The organism is Pseudomonas sp. TE3644 (assembly GCF_056278815.1).
On record NZ_JBWBQF010000001.1, the window covers coordinates 1,642,440 to 1,665,689 of the forward strand.

General features: G+C 64.6%; 18 protein-coding genes, 2 tRNA genes and 1 rRNA gene. 11 read left to right on the top strand and 10 right to left on the bottom strand.

The annotated features are described in order from the left end of the window. Positions 1 to 71: 71 nt before the first annotated feature. Positions 72 to 635, top strand: a complete 564-nt coding sequence (locus ACZ9GA_RS07425) for a helix-turn-helix domain-containing protein (RefSeq protein WP_457363300.1) — start codon at positions 72 to 74, stop codon at positions 633 to 635. Between the two features lie 64 nt (positions 636 to 699). Further along, a complete protein-coding gene (locus ACZ9GA_RS07430; protein WP_457363299.1) occupies positions 700 to 1,677 on the top strand; it encodes a GlxA family transcriptional regulator in 978 nt (325 codons plus the stop codon). Positions 1,678 to 2,121: 444 nt separating this feature from the next. On the opposite strand, the gene ACZ9GA_RS07435 is transcribed toward ACZ9GA_RS07430, so the two are convergent. From ACZ9GA_RS07435 to hflK (ACZ9GA_RS07450), 4 genes are all read right to left on the bottom strand, one after another. Continuing rightward, complete coding sequence (locus ACZ9GA_RS07435) at positions 2,122 to 3,993, bottom strand: cation-translocating P-type ATPase (protein WP_457363779.1); 1,872 nt, start codon at positions 3,991 to 3,993, stop codon at positions 2,122 to 2,124. Between the two features lie 68 nt (positions 3,994 to 4,061). Next, positions 4,062 to 5,099: a protease modulator HflK gene (gene hflK, locus ACZ9GA_RS07440; protein ID WP_457363298.1), complete on the bottom strand. Its 1,038-nt coding sequence runs from the start codon at positions 5,097 to 5,099 to the stop codon at positions 4,062 to 4,064. After that, positions 5,096 to 6,127 carry a protease modulator HflC gene (hflC, locus tag ACZ9GA_RS07445; RefSeq protein WP_457363297.1) on the bottom strand — a complete coding sequence of 344 codons (1,032 nt, stop codon included), beginning with the start codon at positions 6,125 to 6,127 and terminating at the stop codon, positions 5,096 to 5,098. The genes hflK (ACZ9GA_RS07440) and hflC overlap by 4 nt, the downstream gene beginning before the upstream one ends. 15 nt (positions 6,128 to 6,142) lie before the next feature. After that, positions 6,143 to 8,074: a protease modulator HflK gene (hflK, locus tag ACZ9GA_RS07450; protein WP_457363296.1), complete on the bottom strand. Its 1,932-nt coding sequence runs from the start codon at positions 8,072 to 8,074 to the stop codon at positions 6,143 to 6,145. A gap of 341 nt (positions 8,075 to 8,415) precedes the next feature. Between hflK (ACZ9GA_RS07450) and ACZ9GA_RS07455 the strand changes: the two genes are divergently transcribed. From ACZ9GA_RS07455 to ACZ9GA_RS07475, 5 genes are all read left to right on the top strand, one after another. Further along, positions 8,416 to 9,840, top strand: coding sequence for an FAD/NAD(P)-binding protein (locus tag ACZ9GA_RS07455; RefSeq protein WP_457363295.1), 1,425 nt, complete (start codon positions 8,416 to 8,418; stop codon positions 9,838 to 9,840). A gap of 47 nt (positions 9,841 to 9,887) precedes the next feature. Further along, on the top strand, positions 9,888 to 11,435 hold the full coding sequence (locus ACZ9GA_RS07460; RefSeq protein ID WP_457363294.1) for a glycosyltransferase family 39 protein: 1,548 nt from the start codon (positions 9,888 to 9,890) through the stop codon (positions 11,433 to 11,435). Next, positions 11,432 to 11,860, top strand: coding sequence for a GtrA family protein (locus ACZ9GA_RS07465; protein WP_457363293.1), 429 nt, complete (start codon positions 11,432 to 11,434; stop codon positions 11,858 to 11,860). Before ACZ9GA_RS07460 ends, ACZ9GA_RS07465 begins: the two co-directional genes overlap by 4 nt. Positions 11,861 to 11,972: 112 nt before the next feature. Further along, positions 11,973 to 12,776 (top strand): glycosyltransferase, encoded by an 804-nt coding sequence (locus tag ACZ9GA_RS07470; protein ID WP_457363292.1) that lies wholly within the window; start codon positions 11,973 to 11,975, stop codon positions 12,774 to 12,776. Between the two features lie 158 nt (positions 12,777 to 12,934). Beyond that, positions 12,935 to 13,180 carry a hypothetical protein gene (locus tag ACZ9GA_RS07475; protein ID WP_457363291.1) on the top strand — a complete coding sequence of 82 codons (246 nt, stop codon included), beginning with the start codon at positions 12,935 to 12,937 and terminating at the stop codon, positions 13,178 to 13,180. Here the strand turns inward: ACZ9GA_RS07475 and ACZ9GA_RS07480 are convergent, their stop codons facing one another. Together ACZ9GA_RS07480 and ACZ9GA_RS07485 are read right to left on the bottom strand one after the other, a co-directional pair. Continuing rightward, the gene (locus ACZ9GA_RS07480; RefSeq protein ID WP_457363290.1) at positions 13,181 to 13,951 is read right to left on the bottom strand and encodes an alpha/beta hydrolase family protein; all 771 of its coding nucleotides are present in this window, start codon (positions 13,949 to 13,951) and stop codon (positions 13,181 to 13,183) included. Next, a complete protein-coding gene (locus tag ACZ9GA_RS07485; protein WP_457363778.1) occupies positions 13,938 to 15,056 on the bottom strand; it encodes a DUF3182 family protein in 1,119 nt (372 codons plus the stop codon). Before ACZ9GA_RS07485 ends, ACZ9GA_RS07480 begins: the two co-directional genes overlap by 14 nt. Positions 15,057 to 15,583: 527 nt before the next feature. Between ACZ9GA_RS07485 and ACZ9GA_RS07490 the strand changes: the two genes are divergently transcribed. Then, positions 15,584 to 17,392, top strand: coding sequence for an aminopeptidase P family protein (locus ACZ9GA_RS07490; protein WP_457363289.1), 1,809 nt, complete (start codon positions 15,584 to 15,586; stop codon positions 17,390 to 17,392). 114 nt (positions 17,393 to 17,506) lie between these two features. Here the strand turns inward: ACZ9GA_RS07490 and ACZ9GA_RS07495 are convergent, their stop codons facing one another. The 4 genes from ACZ9GA_RS07495 to rhtA form a co-directional block, all read right to left on the bottom strand. After that, the gene (locus tag ACZ9GA_RS07495; RefSeq protein ID WP_457363288.1) at positions 17,507 to 18,103 is read right to left on the bottom strand and encodes a 2-hydroxychromene-2-carboxylate isomerase; all 597 of its coding nucleotides are present in this window, start codon (positions 18,101 to 18,103) and stop codon (positions 17,507 to 17,509) included. A 27-nt stretch (positions 18,104 to 18,130) separates the two neighbouring features. Next, complete coding sequence (locus ACZ9GA_RS07500) at positions 18,131 to 18,868, bottom strand: SDR family oxidoreductase (RefSeq protein ID WP_457363287.1); 738 nt, start codon at positions 18,866 to 18,868, stop codon at positions 18,131 to 18,133. A gap of 108 nt (positions 18,869 to 18,976) precedes the next feature. Continuing rightward, positions 18,977 to 19,258, bottom strand: a complete 282-nt coding sequence (locus tag ACZ9GA_RS07505; RefSeq protein WP_457363286.1) for a hypothetical protein — start codon at positions 19,256 to 19,258, stop codon at positions 18,977 to 18,979. Positions 19,259 to 19,439: 181 nt separating this feature from the next. After that, entirely contained in the window at positions 19,440 to 20,327 is an 888-nt protein-coding gene (gene rhtA, locus ACZ9GA_RS07510; RefSeq protein WP_457363285.1) for a threonine/homoserine exporter RhtA, read from the bottom strand. 911 nt (positions 20,328 to 21,238) lie between these two features. Here rhtA and ACZ9GA_RS07515 point away from each other — a divergent pair. The 3 genes from ACZ9GA_RS07515 to ACZ9GA_RS07525 all read left to right on the top strand — a co-directional run bounded on the left by ACZ9GA_RS07515 (position 21,239) and on the right by ACZ9GA_RS07525 (position 23,061). Next, a 16S ribosomal RNA gene (locus ACZ9GA_RS07515) occupies positions 21,239 to 22,775 on the top strand. 123 nt (positions 22,776 to 22,898) lie between these two features. After that, positions 22,899 to 22,975: transfer RNA gene (locus ACZ9GA_RS07520), tRNA-Ile, on the top strand. A 10-nt stretch (positions 22,976 to 22,985) separates the two neighbouring features. Then, positions 22,986 to 23,061 (top strand) — tRNA-Ala (locus ACZ9GA_RS07525). Positions 23,062 to 23,250 lie beyond the last annotated feature (189 nt).

The window sequence follows — 23,250 nt, forward strand, 5'->3', positions numbered from 1 at the left end:
GGCAGCGGCTACAGTGTTGTGCGCGCTGTGATGCAATATACTGCGCACATTTGCCCCCGGAGCCGTTCCCCGTGCCCCCAGACTCCCCCGCTCGCGCTTCAGTGCTGCAACACGTCAGCCTCAACGTGCGCCGCTTGCGCCACGCCGCAGGCTTGAGCCAGAGCACCCTGGCCGAACGCTCCGGGGTCAGCCGACGCATGCTGGTGGCCATCGAAGCGGGCGAGAAAAACGTCAGCCTCGGCACCCTCGACCGTGTCGCCGAAGCGCTGGACGTGGTGTTCAGCGACCTGATCCGCGCGCCTGACAATGGCGACCGTGGCCGCATCAACGAAGTGGCCTGGGCCGGCAGCCAGCCGGGCAGCAAGGCGGTGTTGCTGGCCAGTGCCCCGGCGCGGCGCGAGGTGGAGTTGTGGGAGTGGTGCCTGGCCCCTGGCGAACACTACCAAAGCAGCTGCGATGCCGAGGGTTTCAGCGAGCAATTGTTTGTCTACGAAGGTTGCCTGACCCTGGAAATCGATGGCACCTTGCGACAGATTGCGGCCGGCGAGTTCTTCATGTTCGCCAGCCACCGCGCCCATGGCTATCGTAACGAGGGTGAGGTGGCGGTGCGGTTTGTGCGCAACGTAGTGTTTTAAAGCGCTTCTCTGCCATCGGGGTGTTTGGGTAGCATGTGCGCATTCGCGTAGAAGGCAGTGAAAAATGACAGATTCCCCCGAGCGTTCCACGCAGCGGCTGTACGTGCTGCAGTACCCCGGCGCTGAACCCTCCTGCACGGTCGGGCTGACCGATCTGTTCGCACGCGCGCGGCAAGTGGCGGTCGAACTGGGCATGGCGAAAACGTCAGGCCTGCAGGTCGAGCCCTTGACCCTCGACGATCAGGACGCTGCCCCCAGCGTGATCTTCGTGCCGGCCTTGACGGGGCAGGGCACACCCGACCCCCAGGCGCTGGCGCCGTGGGTGGCCGCGCTCAGGCGTTGGCACGCCGCAGGCGCGGTGCTGATGGCGGTGTGCTCCGGGACATGGCTGCTGGCCATGGCCGGACTGCTGCAAGGGCGCAGGGCCACCCTGCACTGGGACCAGGCCATGAGCCTGGCGGTGCATTATCCGCAGATCAAGGTGCTGCCCCATGAGCCGGCGGTGGACGAGGGTGACGTGGTCACCTCCTCGGGCACCCTGGCCTGGCAGGAACTGGGTCTGGCCGTGCTGGCCCATTACTGGGGCGCCTCGCTGGCGGTGGAAACCCACGGCCTGCTCAACGTCCCGCTGCGCGACGAACCGCTGCCCCCCAGCCCCTTCCAGCCCCGCCTGGACCACGGCCACACCGCCGTGCTCAAGGTGCAACTGTGGCTGCAGGACAACCGCGCCATGGGCGTCACCCTGGACGACATGGCCGCCTGCGCCGGCCTTGAGCCGCGCACCTTCCTGCGGCGCTTTCACGCCAGCACCGGCCTGAAGCCCACCGAATATTGCCAGCACCTGCGCATTGCGCGCGCCTGCCATTTACTGGAAACCACCCAGCGCAATGTCGACCAGATCGCGACGAGCGTGGGGTATCAGGACGTAGGGGCGCTGCGCAAGATCTTCCTGCGTGTGACGGGGTACGCGTTGAGTGAGTATCGCGAAAGGTATGGTCTGCGCAGCCTCTACCGGCCAATAACCCTGCGCGGCCGGCCTTGAGCCCCCTAAAAATCCAAAGCCAGACAAACAAGGCGGACCAGGCAATCCCCCAGACATAATTGGCCCGAAACAGATGTGGGACCGAGCAAAGCTCGGGAAGCGCCGCGCGGGCGGCGCTCGATCTCAAGAACCCCACACCTCCCGAGACAGGCACCTCCTGACCCCCCCACCATCCTGTAGCCGCTGCCGCCAGGCTGCGCTGACCGGTGTGAACCCTGAAGATCTTCAGTGAGGCTTGGGCCCAGCGCAGCCTGGCGGCAGCGGCTACGGGTCGCGGTGTGGCTTACAGGGGCATGTCGAGATTTTGAGGGCGTTCTTGAAATCGAGCGCCGCCCGCGCGGCGCTTCCCGGCCAGAGGCCGGTCCTACATCTGTTTCGGGCCAGTTATGTCTGGGGGATTGCCTGGCCCGCCTTGTTTGTTCGACAGCAGATTTGTAGTGCCCCCTATTTCAAAGGCTCCTCAATCCTCAACAACCGCCCCGCATTCCCCAGCACCAGCAACGTACTCAGGTTATGCAGCAACGCCGCCACCACCGCCCCGGCCACACCCAGCAAACCGAACGCGGCCGCGGCCACAATGGCCAGGGTCCACCCCAACCCAATCGCCACGTTCACCTGCAACGTCCGCCGACACTGCCGGCTCAACCGCACACACGTGCCCAACCGACGCAAGTCACTGCCAATCAGCACGATATCTGCCGACGCCAAGGCAATGTCCGAACCGCCAGCGCCCATGGCCACACCCACCACACCGGCCTTCAACGCCAGCGAGTCGTTGATGCCATCCCCCACCACCAACGGCCGGAAACCATTGCGGATTTCGCCGGTGACGCGGTGCAGTTTGTCTTCAGGCAGCGCCTGGGCGACGACGTCCTTGATGCCCACCACCGCAGCCAGGGCGTCGGCCACAGGGCGGCGGTCGCCGGTCAGCAGCAGTTGGCGGCCTAGGCCCAGTTCGCGCAGGTCGGCCAGGGCCGCGGCGGCTTCCGGGCGTACCTGGTCGGCCAGCAGCAGCCAGGCCAGGAAGCGACCGTTGAGCGCCAGGCCGGCGATGGGGCCGTCGTGCACCGGCACCGGCGGCAGGTCGATGCCCAGTTGCTGGAACAGTTCGGCACGGCCCAGCGCCGCTTCGCCCTGGGGCGTCTGGGCGATCACGCCCAGGCCCTGGCGCTCGCGCAGTTGTTCCAGCGGGTGGTAGGCGTCCTGCGCCACCAGGGTGGCCAGCGCGCGGCTGACCGGGTGGCTGCTGGCAGCGCCCAGGCTGGCGGCCAGGTGCAGCAGGGTCGATTCGTCGGCGCTGCTGCCCGGTACGGCCTCCAGGCGCTGCAAGTGCAGGGCGCCGTAGGTGAGGGTGCCGGTCTTGTCGATCACCAGCGAGCTGAGGTCAGCGAACTCTTCAAGGAATGCCGAACTGCGGATCAGGATGCCATGGCGCGCCGCCACGGCAATGCCGGCGATGGCCGTGGCCGGCGCCGACAGCACCAGCGCGCACGGGCAGGCGGCCACCAGCACGGCCAGCATGGCCTGCGGGTCGTTGGTGATGAACCAGGTGACCGCGGCAATCAGCAGCACCAGCACCATGTACTGGCCGGCGTAGCGCTCCAGCAGGCGGGTGATCGGCGGCTTGGACTGCTCGGCCTTCTGCATCAGGGCGATAACCTTGCCCAGGGTAGAATCATCACCGGTGCGCGACACTTCGATGCGCAACAGGCCGTCGAGGTTGATCGCGCCGCCGAATACGTCCATGCCCGGCGCGGCCTGCACCGGCACCGACTCGCCCGTGATGGGCGCGGTGTCCAGGCTGGCCTGGCCTTCCAGCACGCGGCCGTCGGCCGGCACGCGATCACCGGCGCGCACTTCCACCTGGTCGCCGGCCTTGAGGCTGGCGTTGTCCACTTCGCGGATGCTGCCATCGGCGTCGATCAACCGCGCGTGGCTGCGGGTCAGCTTGCCCAGCGACTCGATGGCTTCTTGCGAGCCGATCACGCTGCGCTCTTCCAGCACGTGGCCGAAGATCATCAGGATCGGCAGCAGGGCGGCGGTCAGCAAATCGCCGGTGGCCCAGGCGCCCAGCAGGGCAATAGCGACCAACTGGTCGGTCAGTCCGTGCAGGCTGGGGTGGCGAATGCTGAACCAGGCCGAGCGCAGCACCGGGATGGCGACCAGCAACGAGGCCACGCCGAACAGGATCTGCGCCACACCGTCCTGCTGCGGGTCGAACCAGTGCCAGCCCAGGCCCAGGGCCAGCAGGCCGAGGGCGATCATCGCCAGGCTCAGTTGGCGGGCGGCGCTGCGCTGCTCGTCGGCGCTGAGCATGCCGCCGGTCAAATGACCGTGGGAGTGGCCATGGTGGGCATGGCCGTGGTGGTGATGCGAATGCGCACTCATGGTTGGCTGCCTTGCAGAATCAGACGGGCGTCGTCGTGGGGATCGACGGTGGTCACGCTGCCGGCCTTTTGCAGGATGGCGGGCACGCGTTCACGGTACAGGCGTTGCAGCAGGCCGGGGTCACCCTGCTGGCGCTGGGTGGCGGCCAGGCTGGTGATGGTGGCGGTGTCGGCCTGGGCCTTGGCCAGGCGCTCGCTGGCCTGGGCGTGGGCCACTTGCAGGGTGCGGTCGGCGTCCTGGGTGGCGGCCTGGGTGACCTTGGCCGAGTCGTTGCGCGCCGAGGCCACGTTCTGCTCGGCTTTCTGGCTGGCGGTGAGCACGGCGTTGAAGGCATTGACGGCGCCGTCGGGCAGGCTCGACTGCAGGTCGACGCGTTCGATGTGCACGCCCAATCCCGCGCCCTGAGCCTGCAAGGCCTCCAGGCTGCGGTTGATGCCTTGCATCAGGTCGCCGCGCAGGCGCTCGCGGCGCTCGGCGGCCTGGCTGTCGCTGCCCACCAGTTCCGGGCGCGCCACCAGGATGGTGTCCAGGTCGCGGGAGGCCGACACGGCCACGGCGCTGCGCGACACCAGTCGGTCCAGTGCTGCGGTCATGTTGGCGCTTTGCAGCACGTATTCATACGGGTCGATGACCTTGTAGAAAATGCGCACGTCCAGTTGCACCACGCCGGCATCGCCGGTCAGCAGGTAGCCGGCACCGGCCACCGCGTCGCTGTTGGGCGAGGTGTTGGCGTCGATGCCGCGGGTCTGGTTTTCGCGCAGCAGGGTTTCCACCCGCTGTTCGATCACCCGGTCGGCCGAAGGCAGCATCACCACTTGCTCGAACGGTCGCGGCCAGGCCAGCAGCAGGCCGGCGCTGTGGATGCGCTCCAGGGCGCCCATGCGCAGCACCACGGCGCGGCTTTCCGGGCCTACCTGGCGGATGTTGGACACGGCCCAGCCGAACGCCGCCAGCAGGGTCACACCGTACAGCGCCAGGAAGGTCAGGCGCCCAGCCTGCATCCACGGGCTGGGGGTGGGGGCAGTGCCACTCATGGCTTGGCACCGCCGGCCGCCGGCGCCGGCAATTGCGGCGGGCCGTCCACCAGGGCGCGGAACGGCGCCGCGTCCGTGCGCAGTACCAGGCGGGTGCCCGAGTTGACGATGGTACCCAGGGTGTCCAGCGAGCGCAGCAGGTTGTACAGCTCGGGCGATCCGGCGTAGGCCTTGCCGTAGATCTGTGCGGCCTCGACCCGCGACTGGGCCTCGACATCGGCGGCTTTCACCGTGGCGTCGGCTTGCAGGATGCGCGCATCGCGCTCGGCGGCGGAACGGATCTCGGCGGCCTGGCGCTTGCCCTCGGCGGTGCGCTCGGTGGCGATGGTTTCGCGTTCGGCGCGCATGCGTTCCACGGTGGCGTTGAGGGTCACGGCCGGCAGGGTCAGGCGTTCGATGCCCACTTGCAGCACGCGCACGCCGTAGGTGTCGAGCAACTGCTTGGCGATCTGCTGGCGCACGTGGTCTTCGAAGTCGGCGATCTGCACTTTGTTGGCGTCGGTGTTCACCAGCGCCGACAGGTCGAAGCCGCTGGCCGAGGTTTCCAGCGCCGAGCCCAGGAAGGTGCGGATCTGCCGCGCGGCTTCATCCGGCTGGTTCTGCACGGCGCGCATGAAGCGCTGCACATTGGCGTTGTCGCCCTGCACCTGCCACGCCACGTAGGCCTGGACGATGATGCGCAGGCCGTCGCGGGTACCCACGTCCTGCAGGCCGCTGGAGGTGGTGCGCAGGCGCAGGTCCACCGGCACGGCCGATTCGAACGGGATGGGCAGGCGCCAGGCCAGGCCCGGTTGCAACAGCACGCGCGAAGGGTTGCCGAAACGGGTGATCACCGTCGCCTCGCCGCTGCGCACCTGAACCAGGCAGGCGGTGGCGGCGGCGAACAGCACCAGCACGGCGGCGATGCCGATGCGTTTCCACGGGCGCGAGGGCGTGGCGTCGTGGTCGTGATGGTCATGGCCATGGTGGTCATGGTGGTCGTGGGCGTGATCGTGGCCCGCGTGGTTGTGCGATGAACTCAAACTCAATACTCCTGCGGGCCGTTACTGGCGTGGTTGACCGGGGTCAACCGGTGCGGCGAAGGTTCTCAGGTCCAGGGTGGGCGGCTGGTCTCGGGCGATGCGATGGTCGAGGATCAGCGCCTTGGCATTGGCCATGCCCTTGGCGAGCTGGCTGAAATACTGCTCGTCGATGAACGCCTGGCCGGCGCTGCGCCACGCCTGCAGCTCGGCACCAAAGCGCAGGTCGGCGGCCTTGGCGGTGCCCAGGGTTTCGGCGCTGCCGGCCTGGGCATTGTCGGTGGCCATGCTGGCGTCGGTGCGCGCCTGGTTGCTGGTGATGCTGGCGTTGCCGCGCTCGCGGGAAATCAGCGCCTGGGCGCCGATCTGCGCGGCCTGCACGCCGTGGTAGGCGTCGGCGGCACCGGCCGGTGGGTGGATGGCTTCCACCACGGTGGCCAGCAGCTCCACGCCGCTGTTCAAGCCATCGAGGTCGGCTTGCACCTGCTGGCCGATCTCCTCACCCAGCTGCGCGCGGGCTTCGCCGAGCATGTCATCCAGTTCGCGGCCGGCCAACTGGTGCACCAGCACGCGGCTGGCGGTGCTGCGGATCAAGGCCGGTACGTCGGCGCTGTTGTAGGTGGCCGCCAGGGCCGCCTGGTCGCTGAGGCCGATGCGGTAGACGAAGCGCACGTCCATGTTCACCACCTGGAAGCTTTGCTTGTCACCGGCGCTGCTGGCGATGACCTGGGACTTTTCGGCGCGGTGCGAGGCGTCCCACAGGCGGTTGGCGGTGACCGGGGCAGGGCCGTCGGCGGTGCTGGTGTCGTCGCCCGCGCCGCCTTCGGTGCTGGTGGCCAGTTCGTGGATCACGCCGTTCTCGACGCTGCGTACCTGGCCGAACGGCCAGGGCAGGCCCACGTGCAGGCCGGGGGCGTAGACGGTTACAGGCTTGCCGAACTGCTCGTACACGCCGCGGCCGTTCATAGGCACCTGGGTGACGCCGCTCAGCAGCCAGCCGATGACCGCGATCAGGCTCAGTACCGGCAGGCTGGCGCGGCGCATGAAGCCCAGCGCCCAGATCTGCCGCAGGTCGATGCCGAAGCGTTGCTGCATCTCATCCTGCAGACGGCGAAGCGGGCGCGGCGGCCATTGCAGCAGGCCGGCGAACAGGCTGTCGGCGATGATCTGCGGTTCCAGGCTGGGGCGCTGCGGGCTGAACACCGAGAGCGCGGCGCGCACCAGCAATTCCACCGCTGCCAGCGCCGGAATCAGCCCGGCCAGCACCGCCAGGCGCAGCGGCCAGGTGGCTTGGCTGTCGGCAAAGAACAGGCAAATGGCGGCCAGCAACAGGCTGGCCAGGGTCACGCGCATCTGCAGGGCCAGGCCCGAGGCTTCCGGCCACTCCACGGCATCGGCCGCGCTCAGGTGGCGTTCCACTACCAGCAGGCCGAAGGCCAGGACCAGGGCCAGACCGGCCATGGCGTAGGCGGCCTGGCCCAGGGCCTGCGGCGCCAGCGCCAGGTTCCAGCCGTAGCGCACCAGGATCAGCGCCAGTACGCTGCTGCCCATCAGCCACAGGGCGCCCACGCCCAGGCGTTCCACCCACAGGCCGAAGTGGTCGGTGGCGCGGTTCAACAGGCGGTCGTAAAGGCCCTGGGGCTCGTCCTGTACCCACTCCACCGGGGCACCCAACGGCTCGCCCGCCAGCGCCGCTTCGCGCCACAGGGCGATGCGCCAGGCCCACTGGGTCACGCCCAGCAGCGTCAGGCTGGCAGCGCTGACCAGGCACAGCAGGGGCAGCCACAGGGTATCGCGGGTGAACAGCTCGATGAAGATGCCGGCCAGCAGCGCCAGCCCCAGCAGGCTGGCCAGCCCCAGGAACACAGCGAACAGGCGCCGTGCCTGCCAACCGGCGCGCACGAAGCGCGGCAGGCCGTGCAGGTCGGCGCCGGGTGAATCCAGATCAACTCTCATCAAATCTCCATACGCTCGCACAGGCAGGTGCGCAGCCCCAGGCGTGGGCCGTTGCGGTTACACGGTTGAATAAAACAGACGCACAGGCGACCGGGCAGTCTACCCGCATAAAGTAACTGTATAACACTGGCCGTGAAATTTTCGTCGCAGGGCCCGGGCCAGCGCTTGAGCGGGACGCACTGTGCAACGAGCGGTTCATCGAGTGGATGAATATTTGTTCAGTTTGCAGCCCTGTCGGCGATGCTGCGTTTCAAGCCGGCAACCGGCATGGCGAGGGCTCCCTAAGATCGCCAACCTGTTTAAGATAGTCCCGGCCACTACACCGACCACCATGAGCCTTCATGAACGACATTCTGATCATCGGCGGCGGCCTGTCCGGCGCCCTGCTGGCCGCGCAACTGCTGCGCCAGCCCGGCCAGCGCAGCATCCAGGTCATCGAACCGCGTGCCGAACTGGGCCGTGGCGAAGCCTACAGTGCCACCGAACTGGGCCATACCCTGAACGGCAACGCCGCGCGCATGAGCGTGGACCCGGACAACCCCGATGACCTCACGCAATGGCTGACCGCGCACATCGCCGCTGGCGGCTGGCCCGAGTCCGACGCCCAGCAGGTGCCGGTGGCCGAACTGTTCCCGCCGCGCGGGCTGTTTGGCGTTTACGCCCGTCAACGCCTGGCCGAAGCCCAGGCGGTCGGTGCCGCCCAGGGCTCGACGCTGACCCATGTGCAAGGTGAGGTGGTTGACCTTCAGACAGACCCTGACGGCGTGCTGCTGACCCTGGCCGATGGCAGTCAATTGCGCGGCGCGCGGGCAGTGCTGGCCACCGGCATGTTCCCGGCGGCGCGCACGCGTCAGCGGCAGTCCAGTGGTCTCAATGCGGCGGCCGTAGACCCGTGGGACGTGCAGGCCATGCGCGGGCTGGACCCCGAGGGGCGGGTGCTGATCATCGGTTCGGGGCTGACCATGGTCGATGCCGTGGTGTCCCTGGAGCAGGCCGGGCATCGCGGCCCGATCCAGGTCTACTCGCGTCACGGGCTGCTGCCCCACGTGCGCCGGCAGCCACCGGCCTGGCCGGATTTTCTGGCCGCCGACCCGTCCATCCGCACGCCGTTGCAGGTGTGGCGTGCCTTGCGCCAGCAGTGCCGGGAGGCCATGGCGGCGGGCATCGACTGGCAGGCGCCGCTGGACACCGTGCGCGCCAACGTCGGCCGCCTGTGGAGCCAGGCCAGCGACTGGCACAAGCGCCAGTTTGTGCGCCACGCGCGGCCGTGGTGGGAGAGCCATCACCACCGCTCGCCGCCGCCCAGCGATGCGTTGTTGCAGCGGCTACTGGCCGAGGGGCGGGTGCAGATATCGGCGGCTTCGCTGCTGGGCCTGGCACCTGCGCAAGCAGGGCAGGTGAGCATCCGCCTGCGCCACCGTGGCCAGGCGCAGTCGCGTATCGATACGGGAGTGGCGTTGATCAATTCCACCGGCATTGAATACGACTGGCGCCGTGTGGACCGGCCCTTGCCGCGCCAGTTGCTGGCACGCGGGCTGATCCGTCCCGGGCCGCTGGCGCTGGGTATTGCGGCCGAACCCGACGGCGCCGTGCACGACGCCGATGGTCACGCGGCACGTCACCTGTTCGCCATGGGCCCGCCGCTGCGTGGCCTGTGGTGGGAAAGCACCGCTGTCACCGACGTAGCCCTGCAGGCCAAGGCATTGGCGAAAACCCTGGTAGCCGCAGCCCCGGATGAAAACGGCCCTACGCTTGGCTGCGGCTGAATACTTTCCGACACCGCTGGACAGCCTCGCCGCACCCGGCCACAGTCATGGGCATATCGCCGATCAAGGGTGCCGCCATGCGAGGGCTGCTGCGTGATTATCGGTTCTGGCTGATTCTGCTGTTGGCGGTCGGGGTGCGCTGCTGGCATCTTTCCTTCCGTTCGCTGACGGATGACGAAGGCTATAGCCTGATGCTCAGCCAGTTCGCCCCTGGCGACATTGTCGAATTCACCGCGCGCGATGTGCATCCGCCGCTGTATTACCTGTTGCTGCATGGCTGGCTGCAGCTGGTGGGCCACAGTGTGGCGGGGGTGCGCCTGCTGAGTGTGATACCCGGGGTGATCACCGTGGTGATCCAGGCGCTGTTGCTGCAGGTGCTGGTCGGGCGCCGTGCCGCCTTGCTGGCAGCGCTGTTGATGGCCATCGCGCCGTTTGCGGTGCGCTACAGCCAGGACGTGCGCATGTACAGCTGGCTGGCCCTGTGGCTGTGGGCGGCGACTTTCGTGCTGGTGCTGTGGGTACGGTCGCCGGCGCGCTGGCTGTGGCTGGTGCTGTATACCGCCCTGATGACTGCGGCGCTGTACACCCATTATTTTGCCGGGCTGGCGTTGGCCACCCATTGGGTCTATCTGCTCTGGTTGCGCCTGCGGCGTGGGCGGCCGGAGGTGTGGGCACCGGCGTGGTGGGCGGCCACTGGCATGATCGGCGTGTTGTTTGTGCCCTGGCTGCCCAGCCTGCTGGCGCAATTGCAGCATACCGGCTTGTCGCTGGGGTGGCTGCCAGCCGTGACGCCAGGCACGGTGCCGGAGCTGATCTGGAAGTTCTCCGTGGTCACCGATGCCCGTTCCTTGCCCACAGGGCTGTGGCTCGCGTGGCCGCTGTTGGCCGCCGTGCTGGCGGTGGCACTGGTGACCAGGGAACGCATGGCCCTTGAACCGGCAGCATTGATGCTGGCGGCCGTGGGGGTGCCGCTGCTCGTGGCAGGCTTGATTTCCCTGAAGATCCCCATGCTGTATCCGCGCTATCTGATGTATGCCGCCGGGGCATTGCCCTTATGGGTTGCCCTGGCGGTGGACCGTGGCATACCGCGGTTCAACGTGTGCGCGTTGACAGGGTTGGGCCTTTGGGTCGGCTTGTCGGCCGTCGGCGTGTACAACGTCTCCGGCGCCCGGGAGCGCATCGATTTCGATCAACGGGCAGAGGACCACAACGCCGCGCTGGCGCAGACCATCAATACGCGGTTTCGACCCGGTGACCAGGTACTCGTCCCAAGCTCCTACGACTACTCCCGGCTGTTTTTCTATCTACGGCCCGATGTGCCATTGCGCCTGTTTGCGTCGGATAACATGCCCTCAATGCTGGGCAGTCAGGCGCTGTTCTATCGCGACAGCAAGCAGACGGTCGCCACGTCGCTTGAGGATGTGCCCGACGCAACGTGCAGGCTGTGGTGGGTGGCCCCCGGCGTCGACGGCAATGAGTCAATCCAGGGGCGGGAGCAGTGGCAACTGGTTGAGCAATTTGCGCATGACGTGCTGAACGTCTGGCTGTATGTACGCCACGCGGCGCCCGGCAGTGCCTGTGCCGGTCGGCCATGAGCGTGGCCCGCTTCGGATTGGCCGGCGTCGTAAACACGCTGCTTGATGCCCTGTTGTTCAACTTGCTGACCGCGCACTGGCTGGGTGTACCGGTGATTGCTGCCGCCGTGCTGTCCGGCACCGTGGCCATGATCAATGGCTTTGTGCTTCACCAGCGTTTCACCTTCAGGGTCAGGCACACGCCATGGCGACGTTGCGTGCTGTTCGCGGTGCTGACGGCGGGCAGCCTCTACCTGGTTCGGCCCTGGCTGATGGCGATCGTCCTGGTGTGGGGGCAGGGCCATGCGCAGTGGCTGCCTTCGGCCGGGCAGCCATTTGTGCTGCGCAATCTGGCCTGGTTGGTGGCCGTCGCCGTGGTCATGTTGTTCAACTATCTGGGGTATCGGCACTGGGTATTCGCCCCGGCTGATCGCCTGCACCCGTAAGTACCAAAAGCCTCACCCACGCTTGCCGGGAATACCTTTGTACAGCGCTGGACAGACCGTTGCCTTGCTCGCCAATGTGGTTGCACGACGCCAACATCGAGCGGGTGGTTCCATGTCCACTGCACGTGCCATCGACTTGTCCATCATCATCCCCACCTACAACGAGGCGCTGCTGGTCCAGGGTCAGCCACGTATCTGGCGCACGCTGAGAAAGCTCACAGGCTACCTGCACGGCAACGCGCCCGAACTGGACTTCGAGATCATCGTGGTCGACGCACAAAGCCCTGATGGTACGGCGGGCGTGGTGCGGTCGTTGCTGGGTGGCTACCCGATGCTGCGGCTGATCGAAGCCAGCCCCAAGCCGGCGGGCCAGTTCACCAAGGGGCGGCAGGTGGCGCTGGGCATGCTGAGCGCACGTGGACGCTATGCGTTGTTCATGGATGCCGACCTGGCTACGCCGTTGCCGCACCTGCAGCAAGTGTTCGCCCTGATGCAGCGCGGCGAGCCCATCGGCATCGGTGTACGACCCTTGCAGGGAGCGCATCGTGGCTTGCGGCAACGCATTTCCCGGCTTGGCAACTGGCTTGCCCAAGGGTTGCTGGTGCCGGGTATCGACGACACGCAGTGCGGGTTCAAGGTGCTGCGTCGCGACGTGGCCCGGCAGCTGTTCGCGCTGCAGCGCATCGAAGGCTTCGGTTTCGATCTGGAGCTGCTGGCCCTGGCGCGGCATTTTGGCTACCCGGTGTCGATGCTGCCCATTGCTGATTGGTGCGACGTTGAGCAGGGCAGCAAATTGGCGGCCGGGGCCGTCTTGCGGGTTGCCCCTGGCGTATTGCTGGACCTGCTGAAGGTTGCGTGGGGCTTGCGTACAGGTGCCTACCACGCACCGCGGATTTCGCCAGCGCCGGGGCAGTAGCGCGGCCTGTAGCCGCGCCACAGGTGCGACCGGTGCCGGGCGCAAAAAACTGCATAGCCACTATTGAGAGCAGTGATTGTTCGAGCAGGGGGGCAGGGCGGTAGCCTTTATCCATCGAATCAGCCATATGACGCACCGCAGGGTGCAGGAGGCCCCCCATGAAATCCGCCATCGCCATGAGCATTGTGATCCTTGCCGCCACCCTCGCCGGTTGCGCCGCCAACCACCCCGAAGAGCGCCCCTACAGCGCCGAGGAACAGCACGAGCTGGCCCTGGAAGCCTTGAGCCGCCGCGGCCTGTCGTTCGACGAATACCAGCGCGAACGCACTCGCATCGAACGCTCCCAGACTCAGGAAGTCATTGGCCAGCGCGCCCTCGCCACTTCAGGCGTGCGGGAAGGTTGATCAGGAATACCGCGGTGAGTGATGCGGGTATTTTTCCAGCCGCGCACCGATCACCATTTCGCTGACCCACTGGGTCAGGATCGAGCTGTAGGCTTTTTGATTGGCATCGGTTGAAAGCGCATGGTCGGCCCCGTCGACAATGCGATGGGTAAGCGAGTGGGCGTTGACGAACGCCGAGCGGTAGCTCATCAGGGTAGTGTGCGGCACATAGTCGTCCTGCTCCGATTCCACCAGCAACACATCCCCTTCGAATTCCGCGCATGCCGCCAACGCACGGTTGTCTGCCGGCCCCAGATTCTCCCGTCGATACACCTGCAGGCCACTGCGGTCCAGGGCGTACTTGGGCACGTTCCACTCGTTGTCCCAATACAGCGCCGGCACCCGCAATGCCAGCCAGCGCACCTTGCGCAGGCGGGTCAGGATGGCGGCCAGGTAACCGCCATAGCTGCTGCCGATCACGGTGATGGCGTTGCTGTCCACCACCGGATGGCTGACCAGCCGGTCGTAGGCGGCCAGCAGATCGTCCAGGTTCTGTTCGCGGGTCACGCTCTGGCGCTGGGACTCGGTTTTCTCGTGGCCGCGCAGGTCGAACGTCAGGCACACGCAGCCCAGGCCCGTGATGTTCTTGGCCCGTGCCAGGTCACGCTGCTGGCTGCCGCCCCAGCCGTGCACGAACAGAATGCCGGGCACCTTGCTGGCGGGTGTCAGCAGGGTGCCGGCAATGGTCTCGCTGCTGACCTGGATGTCGATGGTCTCGCTATGCACGCTCATAGTCACGAATCCTTGCGTATTTGCTCAGTCGGCCCAGCTCGCTGTCGTCACCCTGGTAGAACAGGGTGGCGTCGGCCGGGATCGGGCTGTTGTCGAACACCTCGTGGGTCGAGGCCTGAATGCACTGCAGGGCGGGGTCGGCGGCGAAGGCTTGCAGCGCCAGGATTTCCGCACTGCTGGCGCCGCCTACCCGCCAGGATTGTTCCAGCACGCCGCTGCGCACCTGGCCGCGATGGTCCAGGCCGTGAGCCACGTCATAGTTGCGGCGCGAGGCGATAAAGCCGGGGAAGGCCGACAGCGCCGCCTGTTCATAGCGCTGCGCCTGGGTAATGGCCAGGCGCGTGTCGTCCTCCAGGTCCAGGGCCAGTAGTTGCGCGTAATCGCCACGTACCACCACCAGGTCCGAACCGCCGTACACCAGCTCGCCGCGATGGTCGGTGGTCAGTTGCTGGGTGCCGTGATAGGACGCCGTAGTGCCGCCCACTTGCACGTGGCCGACGCTGTAGGTGCGCACTTGCGTCAGGTTCTGTTCCAGTACCAGACCCCAGACGCGGATTTCGGCTTCGTCCATATGGTTGAGCACCAGGTCCAGTTCCTGGGTGTCGCGAATGATGGTCTGGCCGCGGCCGGCGGTGGCGCGCACGGGTTTGAGGCGCAGGGGCGCCTCCTTTAACAGTAGCGCGGCGGCCGTGCGGGCATCGTCCAGGCTGAACACGGTGAGTCCGTCGAGCAACGCGTCGCCGGCGTGGGTGGCAAATGCGTCGGTCCACCCCTGGGGCGCCTCGCTGCCGGGCACGCGCGGGTGGGAAATGGCCTTGGTCACCATGAACGGCTGGCTGACCAGGCCGCCGAAGAAGTCGTTGACCGAGGCGATGCCACAGCGCTCGCGCCATGCCGTCGGGTCGATCAGCGTGTCGGCAGGCAGGTAGTAAAGGTCTTCACCTTTGCTGCCCTGACGCTCGTCCTCCTCCAGAAACCGCGTGCCGAGCAGCGCGGCAATACGGATCGCCAAGTGCTTGTGCACGACGTGCTCATGCTCAGGCGTTGGCTTGGCGCCGGGTAACAGGACAACCCCGGACTTGCGTGGCGTGCTGGGCATGGGCAGCTCCCGTGGGGTGTTTGCTGTGTTTGAATGGCGGGGGCAGAAGATAGTTCAGTTGACAGCAGCGCCCGTAGCCGCAGCAGGTTTGCGTCAGGGCCGCCAGGTGCATGCCTTGATTGTTGTGGCGCGCTCGAGACCGAGCGCCGCCCGCGCGGCGCTTCCCGGCCACAGGCCGGTCCTACATTTGTTGCAACGTGCCATTGTCTGTGAAATTACCTGGTCCGCTTTGTTTTTTCACTGCAGATCTGTGGTGGTGCAAACAAGGCGGACCTGGTGATGCCACTGGCAAAATTGGCCCGAAACAAATGTAGGACCGGCCTGTGGCCGGGAAGCGCCGCGCGGGCGGCGCGCGATCTCAACAACACCACAGAAACCCAAGACATGCCCCCCTAAGCCCCACCGCAAACCCATAGCCTGACAGCTACGGCGAAACATCCCGCAAGCACTGCCCCAGTTGCCGCCTGGGCGGCGCTGCTTCATTATCCACCTCCTATTCTTATAACGATCTACACCGTGGCCCAGGAGTGAGCATGAGCACGCAGTCTTCAACCCCCCAGGATGTGCCGGCCCGTCTGGCGCAGGTCCGCGCCGTCATGGCCCGCGAAGGCGTCAATGCGCTGCTGGTGCCGTCCGCCGACCCGCACCTGTCCGAATACCTGCCCGGTTACTGGCAGGGGCGCCAATGGTTGTCGGGCTTTCACGGTTCGGTAGGCACTTTGGTGGTCAGCCAGGATTTCGCCGGCCTGTGGGCCGACAGCCGCTACTGGGAGCAGGCCGACAAAGAGCTGGCCGGCAGCGGCATCGCCCTGGTCAAGCTGGGGCCTGGCAAACCCGGCCCGCTGGAGTGGTTGGCCGAGCAGACCCCCGATAATGGCGTAGTGGCTGTGGACGGTGCCGTCATGGCATTGGCCTCGCGACGCACCCTGGATGAAAAGCTCAGTGCGCGCGGCGCACGCCTGCGCACCGACCTGGACCTGCTGGGGGAAGTCTGGAGCGATCGCCCGGCGCTGCCGGATGCGCCCGTCTATGCCCACCTGCCGCCGTACGCCACCGTCAGCCGCACGGAAAAGCTCGCCGGTGTTCGCGCAGCCCTCAAGGAGCGCGGCGCCGAGTGGCATTTCATCGCCACGGTCGACGACATTGCCTGGCTGTTCAACCTGCGCGGCAGCGATGTGTCCTATAACCCGGTGTTCCTGTCCTTTGCCCTGATCAGCCAGGACCAGGCGCTGCTGTTCGTGGCGCCGGGCAAGGTCGACGCTTCGCTGTCCGCCACGTTGGCATCTGAAGGTGTGAGCCTGCGCGATTACCATCAGGTCGGCGCTGCCCTGGCCCAGGTCCCGGCCGGCGCCCGCCTGCTGGTCGACCCGTTGAAGGCCACCTGCGGCCTGCTGGATAATCTGGACAGCGGCGTGGTGCTGGTGGAAGGCATTGCGCCGAGCACCTTCGCCAAGTCGCGCAAGAGCGAGGCCGACGCGGTGCATATCCGTCAGGCCATGGAGCAGGATGGCGCGGCGCTGTGCGAATTCTTCGCCTGGCTGGAGCCGGCCCTGGCCCGGGAGACCGTGACCGAGGTAGATGTGGACGTGCACCTCACCGCTGCCCGCGAGCGTCGGCCCAATTACGTGTCGGCAAGTTTTGCCACCATCGCCGCCTTCAATGCCAACGGCGCCATGCCGCATTACCGCGCGACTGAAGAGTCCCACGCGCGCATCGAAGGTGACGGCCTGCTGCTGATCGACTCGGGTGGCCAGTACCTGGGCGGGACCACCGATATCACTCGCATGGTGCCGGTCGGCACGCCGACCCAGGCACAGAAAGCCGATTGCACGCGCGTGCTCAAGGGTGTCATCGCCTTGTCACGCGCGCGGTTCCCGCGCGGCATCCTTTCGCCATTGCTGGACGCCATTGCCCGCGCGCCGATCTGGGCCGACAACGTCGACTACGGTCACGGCACCGGCCACGGCGTGGGCTATTTCATGAATGTGCACGAAGGCCCGCAGGTCATCGCCTACCAGGCCGCACCCGGCCCGCAAACCGCCATGCAGGCCGGCATGATCACCTCGATCGAGCCGGGCACCTACCGGCCGGGGCAGTGGGGCGTGCGCATCGAGAACCTGGCGATGAACCGCGAGGCGGGCAGCAGCGAGTTCGGTGAGTTCCTCAGCTTTGAGACCCTGACCCTGTGCCCGATCGACACCCGCTGCCTGTTGGTGGAGCACTTGACGGCCGAGGAGCGCGAGTGGCTCAACGCCTACCATCGCCAGGTGCTGGAACGTGTTGCACCGCTGGTTGACGGTGCGGCCCTGGCCTGGCTGCAAACGCGCACCGCAGCAGTCTGACCACTCACCCCCGTAGCCGCTGCCGCCAGGCTGCGCTGGCCCCTGAGTACACTGAAGATCTTCAGCGCACATCAAGGCCAGCGCAGCCTGGCGGCAGCGGCTACGGGGCGGTCTTTAGTCGCGCAGCAGGGCCTCGCGCACGAACTCCAGCCGATCCTGGCCAAAAAACAGCTCGTCATCCACAAACAGGCTGGGCGCACCGAACACCCCGCGCTGCAAGGCCTGCTCGGTCACGTCCTTGAGCTGCCCCTTCACCTCATCATCCAGTACCAGCGCCTGCAACGCCTGGCTATCGAAGCCATCGGCCGCCAGCACCTCCTGCACCACGGCCGGGTCACCCAGATTCAACCCGCGTACCCACATCGCCGGGAACAGACAATCCAGCAGACTGAGGAAACGTTCGGGCTGGCGCATCTGCACACCCGTGATCAGGCGCATCAGTGGCAGGGTATTGAGGGGGAAGTGCGCGCTGAACCGCAACGGCACCTGGTAGCGCGTCGCATAGCGTTGCAGGTCCAGGTTCATGTAGCGCCCCTTGGCCGGAATGCTGGCGGGCGAGGCATTGCCCGTCGCCTTGAACACGCCGCCCAGCAGCATCGGCCGGTACACCAGCTGGCCGCCGGTGTCGGCGCAAATGCCCGGCAGTTGGGTCCAGGCCAGGTAGCTGGCAGGGCTGCCCAGGTCGAAATAGAACTCCACGGTCTTGCTCATGGTGGTGCCTCGCAGTCGGTCGGGGGGTTACCAGCGTTCGCCCCAGGGGCGCAGGTCCAGCTCAAAGGTCCAGGCATCACGCGGTTGGCAGTGCAGGAACCAATAGTTGTCGGCAATGTGTTCGGGGTTGAGGATGCCGTCGTTGTCCTTCTCGGCGTACTTTTCCGGGAATTGGGTGCGGATGAATTCGGTGTCGATCGCACCGTCGACGATCACATGGGCAACGTGCAGGTGCCGCGGCCCCAGTTCGCGGGCCATGCTCTGGGCCAAGGCACGCAGTGCATGCTTGGCCCCGGCGAAGGCGGCAAACCCGGCCGCGCCTCGGGTGCCGGCGGTAGCCCCGGTGAACAGCAGCGTCCCGCGGTTGCGGGTGACCATGCGCTTGGCCACCTCCCGGGCAGTGAGGAACGCCGAAAAGCAGGCCATCTCCCAGATCTTGAAATACTTGCGCGCGGTTTCGTCGAGGATGCTGCACGGCACGTTGGCGCCGATATTGAACACGTAGACATCGATGGCGCCGATATCGCGTTCGATGTGCTCGACCAGGTCGATGACTTCTTCTTCCTTGCGTGCATCGCAGGCAAAGCCGAACGCTTGGCCGCCTTCGGCCACGATGCTGTCCACCAAGGGCTGCAGCTTGTCGGCGCTGCGGCGGATCACGCAGGCAATGTAACCTTCGCGGGCAAAGCGTCGGGCAATGGCACCACCGGTGGCATCACCGGCGCCGATCACCAGCACGACTTTATGATTGGGCGCAGAAGCCATGGGGGCGGTTCCTTCGAGTGTCGATGGAACGAACCATAGGCGATGTATCGACGGGCCGGCAACCGATGGCCGGCCCTTTCTGGAGGGCGAATCCGCTATTTTTCAGGGCTACTTGCAGATCACGATCATGCTGCGGCTGGTGTAACCCGCCGGGTTCAGACCAAAAGGGTAGTCACCTGGGTCTTCCACCGCGTCGCCGGACTTGGCGAGCACCTTGTATCCCTTGGCGCCGCAGGCGTCGGTAGCCGCCTGATAGCACTTGTCCCACGAAGAGGAAAGGCCGGAGCAGTTGATGTGCAGCCCTTTCTTGCCGTGCTTGATGGAGGTACTGGAAGTGGCAGCGCAACCGGCAACCGCCAGAACCGCCACCATGATCAACAACTGTTTCATTAATGTCCTTACTGGCAAGCCCGGATCTGTCGTCCAGGTCTGATTCTCGGCTTATCACCTGACCCGTATGGGACATCCTTGTCACGGTCGAAAAACTTCACGTTTGACGAAGGAGCACAGCCTAAACAGGCTGGCGCTTTGCCGCAATTGGCAAAGCCACTTTTTCTGTAACGGTTTTGCTTCAGTCGGCCACCGGCGTGGCGTGGGGCTCGCGGCGCATGGTCAGCGTGGCGCCGATCGAGGCCGTGATGATCGAGGCAATGGCCAGCCACTGCGAGAACGACAACACTTCATGCAGGAACAACAGCCCGGATAATGCGCCGAACGCCGGCTCAATGCTCATCAAGGTGCCGAAGGTACGCGCTGGCAGGCGCGTCAGGGCCACCATCTCCAGGCTATAAGGAAGGGCCGTGGACAGCACCGCCACCCCCAGCGCCACCGGCAGCAGCGCGGGGGAAAGCAGCGCGGTGCCCGCGTGCACGATGCCAATGGGCGCGATGAACAGTGCGGCGATGACCACGCCCAGCGCTGCGGTCTGGATGCCGTTGTCAGCGCCCGCCTTCTGGCCGAACAGGATGTACAGCGCCCAGCAGGCGCCGGCCCCCAGTGCATAGCTGGCGCCCACCAGGTCGATCCCGGCCTTGGCGTCGCCCATGGGGATCAACAGGATCAGGCCGACCACCGCCAGGGCAATCCATACAAAGTCCAGCGGCCGACGTGAGGCGTACAGTGCCACGGCCAGTGGGCCCGTGAACTCCAGCGCCACGGCGATACCCAGCGGCACGCTGCGCAATGCCATATAGAAGAGGAAATTCATGCCGCCCAGGGAAATGCCGTAGATCACCACGGTCAGCAGGGAGCGTGCGGTGAGCGTGGCGCGCCATGGGCGTAGCAGCAGCACCATGATCACCGCAGCGAAAATCAGCCGCAGGGTAGTGGTGCCTTGCGCGCCGATAACGGGGAACATGGTCTTGGCCAGCGATGCGCCGGATTGAATGGAGGCCATGGCGATCAGCAGCAGGCCAACGGGAAACAACGAGGTGGCCAGGCTGCGGCGGTGGTCGGTCATTGCGGGGCAGGTCCGTCTTATATATAGGAAGGGGGGAGCAGGGGACATGATGCGCGGGAAGTGGGTATTGGGCAATATAGTGCGCAATGGAAAAGATGGGTGGTGGTTTTTTTGGGGGGATTGGGTTGGGGCTGCTAGGGGCATGCCGTGGGGTTGCATGAGGGCCGCCAGGTGCATGCCATGCCATCGCATGATGGCCACCAAATGCATGCCTGGAGAGATGCATGCCCCGTGACATCGAGCGCCGCCCGCGCGGCGCTTCGCGGCCACGGGCGGATGGCCGCCCCGCCGATCCTACCGTTTGTTTCGGGCCAGTTATGCCAGTGGCATCTCCCGGGACCGCCTTGTTTGTTCGCTGCAAATCTGTGTTGGTGCCACCCAGGCGGTCCCGGGAGATCCAGCAGACAAAACTGGCCCGAAACAAACGGTAGGAGCGGCCTGTGGCCGCGAAGCGCCGCGCGGGCGGCGCTCGATCTCATGAGGCATGAAACTCTTCCGGCATGCACCTGGTAGCCCTGACACCGCCCCCCGCAGGAATGCTTTTGATCTTCATGACATTTATGTGAATTACCCCTTGACCTCCTTCCAGATCTCCTTATAATTCGCCTCCCGCTAACGAGAGATCGAAGCGAGCCAAGTGTTTGAAGTTCAACGAGAAATTCTGAAAAACTTCAAAATAAACGCTTGACAGACTCTGAGGAAAGCGTAGAATGCGCGCCTCGGTTGAGACGAAAGAATCAACCAACCGCTCTTTAACAACTGAATCAAGCAATTCGTGTGGGTGCTTGTGACTCAGACTGATAGTCAACAAGATTATCAGCATCACAAGTTACTCCGCGAGAAATCAAAGATGTAACCAACGATTGCTGAGCCAAGTTTATAAGGTTTTCTCAAAACCTAATTGCAGTATTGAACTGAAGAGTTTGATCATGGCTCAGATTGAACGCTGGCGGCAGGCCTAACACATGCAAGTCGAGCGGATGAGAAGAGCTTGCTCTTCGATTCAGCGGCGGACGGGTGAGTAATGCCTAGGAATCTGCCTGGTAGTGGGGGACAACGTTTCGAAAGGAACGCTAATACCGCATACGTCCTACGGGAGAAAGCAGGGGACCTTCGGGCCTTGCGCTATCAGATGAGCCTAGGTCGGATTAGCTAGTTGGTGAGGTAATGGCTCACCAAGGCGACGATCCGTAACTGGTCTGAGAGGATGATCAGTCACACTGGAACTGAGACACGGTCCAGACTCCTACGGGAGGCAGCAGTGGGGAATATTGGACAATGGGCGAAAGCCTGATCCAGCCATGCCGCGTGTGTGAAGAAGGTCTTCGGATTGTAAAGCACTTTAAGGTGGGAGGAAGGGTTGTAGATTAATACTCTGCAATTTTGACGTTACCGCCAGAATAAGCACCGGCTAACTCTGTGCCAGCAGCCGCGGTAATACAGAGGGTGCAAGCGTTAATCGGAATTACTGGGCGTAAAGCGCGCGTAGGTGGTTTGTTAAGTCGGATGTGAAATCCCCGGGCTCAACCTGGGAACTGCATCCGAAACTGGCAAGCTAGAGTATGGTAGAGGGTAGTGGAATTTCCTGTGTAGCGGTGAAATGCGTAGATATAGGAAGGAACACCAGTGGCGAAGGCGACTACCTGGACTGATACTGACACTGAGGTGCGAAAGCGTGGGGAGCAAACAGGATTAGATACCCTGGTAGTCCACGCCGTAAACGATGTCAACTAGCCGTTGGGGACCTTGAGTCTTTAGTGGCGCAGCTAACGCATTAAGTTGACCGCCTGGGGAGTACGGCCGCAAGGTTAAAACTCAAATGAATTGACGGGGGCCCGCACAAGCGGTGGAGCATGTGGTTTAATTCGAAGCAACGCGAAGAACCTTACCAGGCCTTGACATCCAATGAACTTTCCAGAGATGGATTGGTGCCTTCGGGAACATTGAGACAGGTGCTGCATGGCTGTCGTCAGCTCGTGTCGTGAGATGTTGGGTTAAGTCCCGTAACGAGCGCAACCCTTGTCCTTAGTTACCAGCACGTAATGGTGGGCACTCTAAGGAGACTGCCGGTGACAAACCGGAGGAAGGTGGGGATGACGTCAAGTCATCATGGCCCTTACGGCCTGGGCTACACACGTGCTACAATGGTCGGTACAGAGGGTTGCCAAGCCGCGAGGTGGAGCTAATCTCACAAAACCGATCGTAGTCCGGATCGCAGTCTGCAACTCGACTGCGTGAAGTCGGAATCGCTAGTAATCGCGAATCAGAATGTCGCGGTGAATACGTTCCCGGGCCTTGTACACACCGCCCGTCACACCATGGGAGTGGGTTGCACCAGAAGTAGCTAGTCTAACCTTCGGGGGGACGGTTACCACGGTGTGATTCATGACTGGGGTGAAGTCGTAACAAGGTAGCCGTAGGGGAACCTGCGGCTGGATCACCTCCTTAATCGACGACATCAGCTGTATCATGAGCTCCCACACGAATTGCTTGATTCATTGAAGAAGACGATAGAAGCAGCTTTAAGCTCCAAGCTGATAGCTGAACTAGCTAACAGTTACGCTCGAAATTGGGTCTGTAGCTCAGTTGGTTAGAGCGCACCCCTGATAAGGGTGAGGTCGGCAGTTCGAATCTGCCCAGACCCACCAATTTTGTTATGGGGCCATAGCTCAGCTGGGAGAGCGCCTGCCTTGCACGCAGGAGGTCAGCGGTTCGATCCCGCTTGGCTCCACCATAAACTGCTTCCAAAGCTTAGAAATGAATATTCGCATCGAATATTGATTTCTGAACTTTATCAGAATCGTTCTTTAAAAATTTGGGTATGTGATAGAAAGATAGACTGGATAGCACTTTCACTGGTGTTTATTCAGGCTAAGGTAAAATTTGTGATTCAAATTGCAAATTTTCGGCGAATGTCGTCTTC

Excerpts from the sequence above, each read along its gene's own strand:
- ACZ9GA_RS07430 (WP_457363299.1), top strand. The coding sequence starts at position 700 with ATGACAGATTCCCCCGAGCGTTCCACGCAGCGGCTGTACGTGCTGCAG.
- ACZ9GA_RS07490 (WP_457363289.1), top strand. The coding sequence starts at position 15,584 with ATGAGCACGCAGTCTTCAACCCCCCAGGATGTGCCGGCCCGTCTGGCG.
- ACZ9GA_RS07465 (WP_457363293.1), top strand. The coding sequence starts at position 11,432 with ATGAGCGTGGCCCGCTTCGGATTGGCCGGCGTCGTAAACACGCTGCTT.
- ACZ9GA_RS07500 (WP_457363287.1), bottom strand. The coding sequence starts at position 18,868 with ATGGCTTCTGCGCCCAATCATAAAGTCGTGCTGGTGATCGGCGCCGGT.
- ACZ9GA_RS07480 (WP_457363290.1), bottom strand. The coding sequence starts at position 13,951 with ATGAGCGTGCATAGCGAGACCATCGACATCCAGGTCAGCAGCGAGACC.
- ACZ9GA_RS07505 (WP_457363286.1), bottom strand. The coding sequence starts at position 19,258 with ATGAAACAGTTGTTGATCATGGTGGCGGTTCTGGCGGTTGCCGGTTGC.
- ACZ9GA_RS07435 (WP_457363779.1), bottom strand. The coding sequence starts at position 3,993 with ATGCTCAGCGCCGACGAGCAGCGCAGCGCCGCCCGCCAACTGAGCCTG.
- rhtA (WP_457363285.1), bottom strand. The coding sequence starts at position 20,327 with ATGACCGACCACCGCCGCAGCCTGGCCACCTCGTTGTTTCCCGTTGGC.
- ACZ9GA_RS07455 (WP_457363295.1), top strand. The coding sequence starts at position 8,416 with ATGAACGACATTCTGATCATCGGCGGCGGCCTGTCCGGCGCCCTGCTG.
- ACZ9GA_RS07470 (WP_457363292.1), top strand. The coding sequence starts at position 11,973 with ATGTCCACTGCACGTGCCATCGACTTGTCCATCATCATCCCCACCTAC.
- hflK (WP_457363296.1), bottom strand. The coding sequence starts at position 8,074 with ATGAGAGTTGATCTGGATTCACCCGGCGCCGACCTGCACGGCCTGCCG.
- ACZ9GA_RS07460 (WP_457363294.1), top strand. The coding sequence starts at position 9,888 with ATGGGCATATCGCCGATCAAGGGTGCCGCCATGCGAGGGCTGCTGCGT.
- ACZ9GA_RS07495 (WP_457363288.1), bottom strand. The coding sequence starts at position 18,103 with ATGAGCAAGACCGTGGAGTTCTATTTCGACCTGGGCAGCCCTGCCAGC.
- hflK (WP_457363298.1), bottom strand. The coding sequence starts at position 5,099 with ATGAGTGGCACTGCCCCCACCCCCAGCCCGTGGATGCAGGCTGGGCGC.
- ACZ9GA_RS07475 (WP_457363291.1), top strand. The coding sequence starts at position 12,935 with ATGAAATCCGCCATCGCCATGAGCATTGTGATCCTTGCCGCCACCCTC.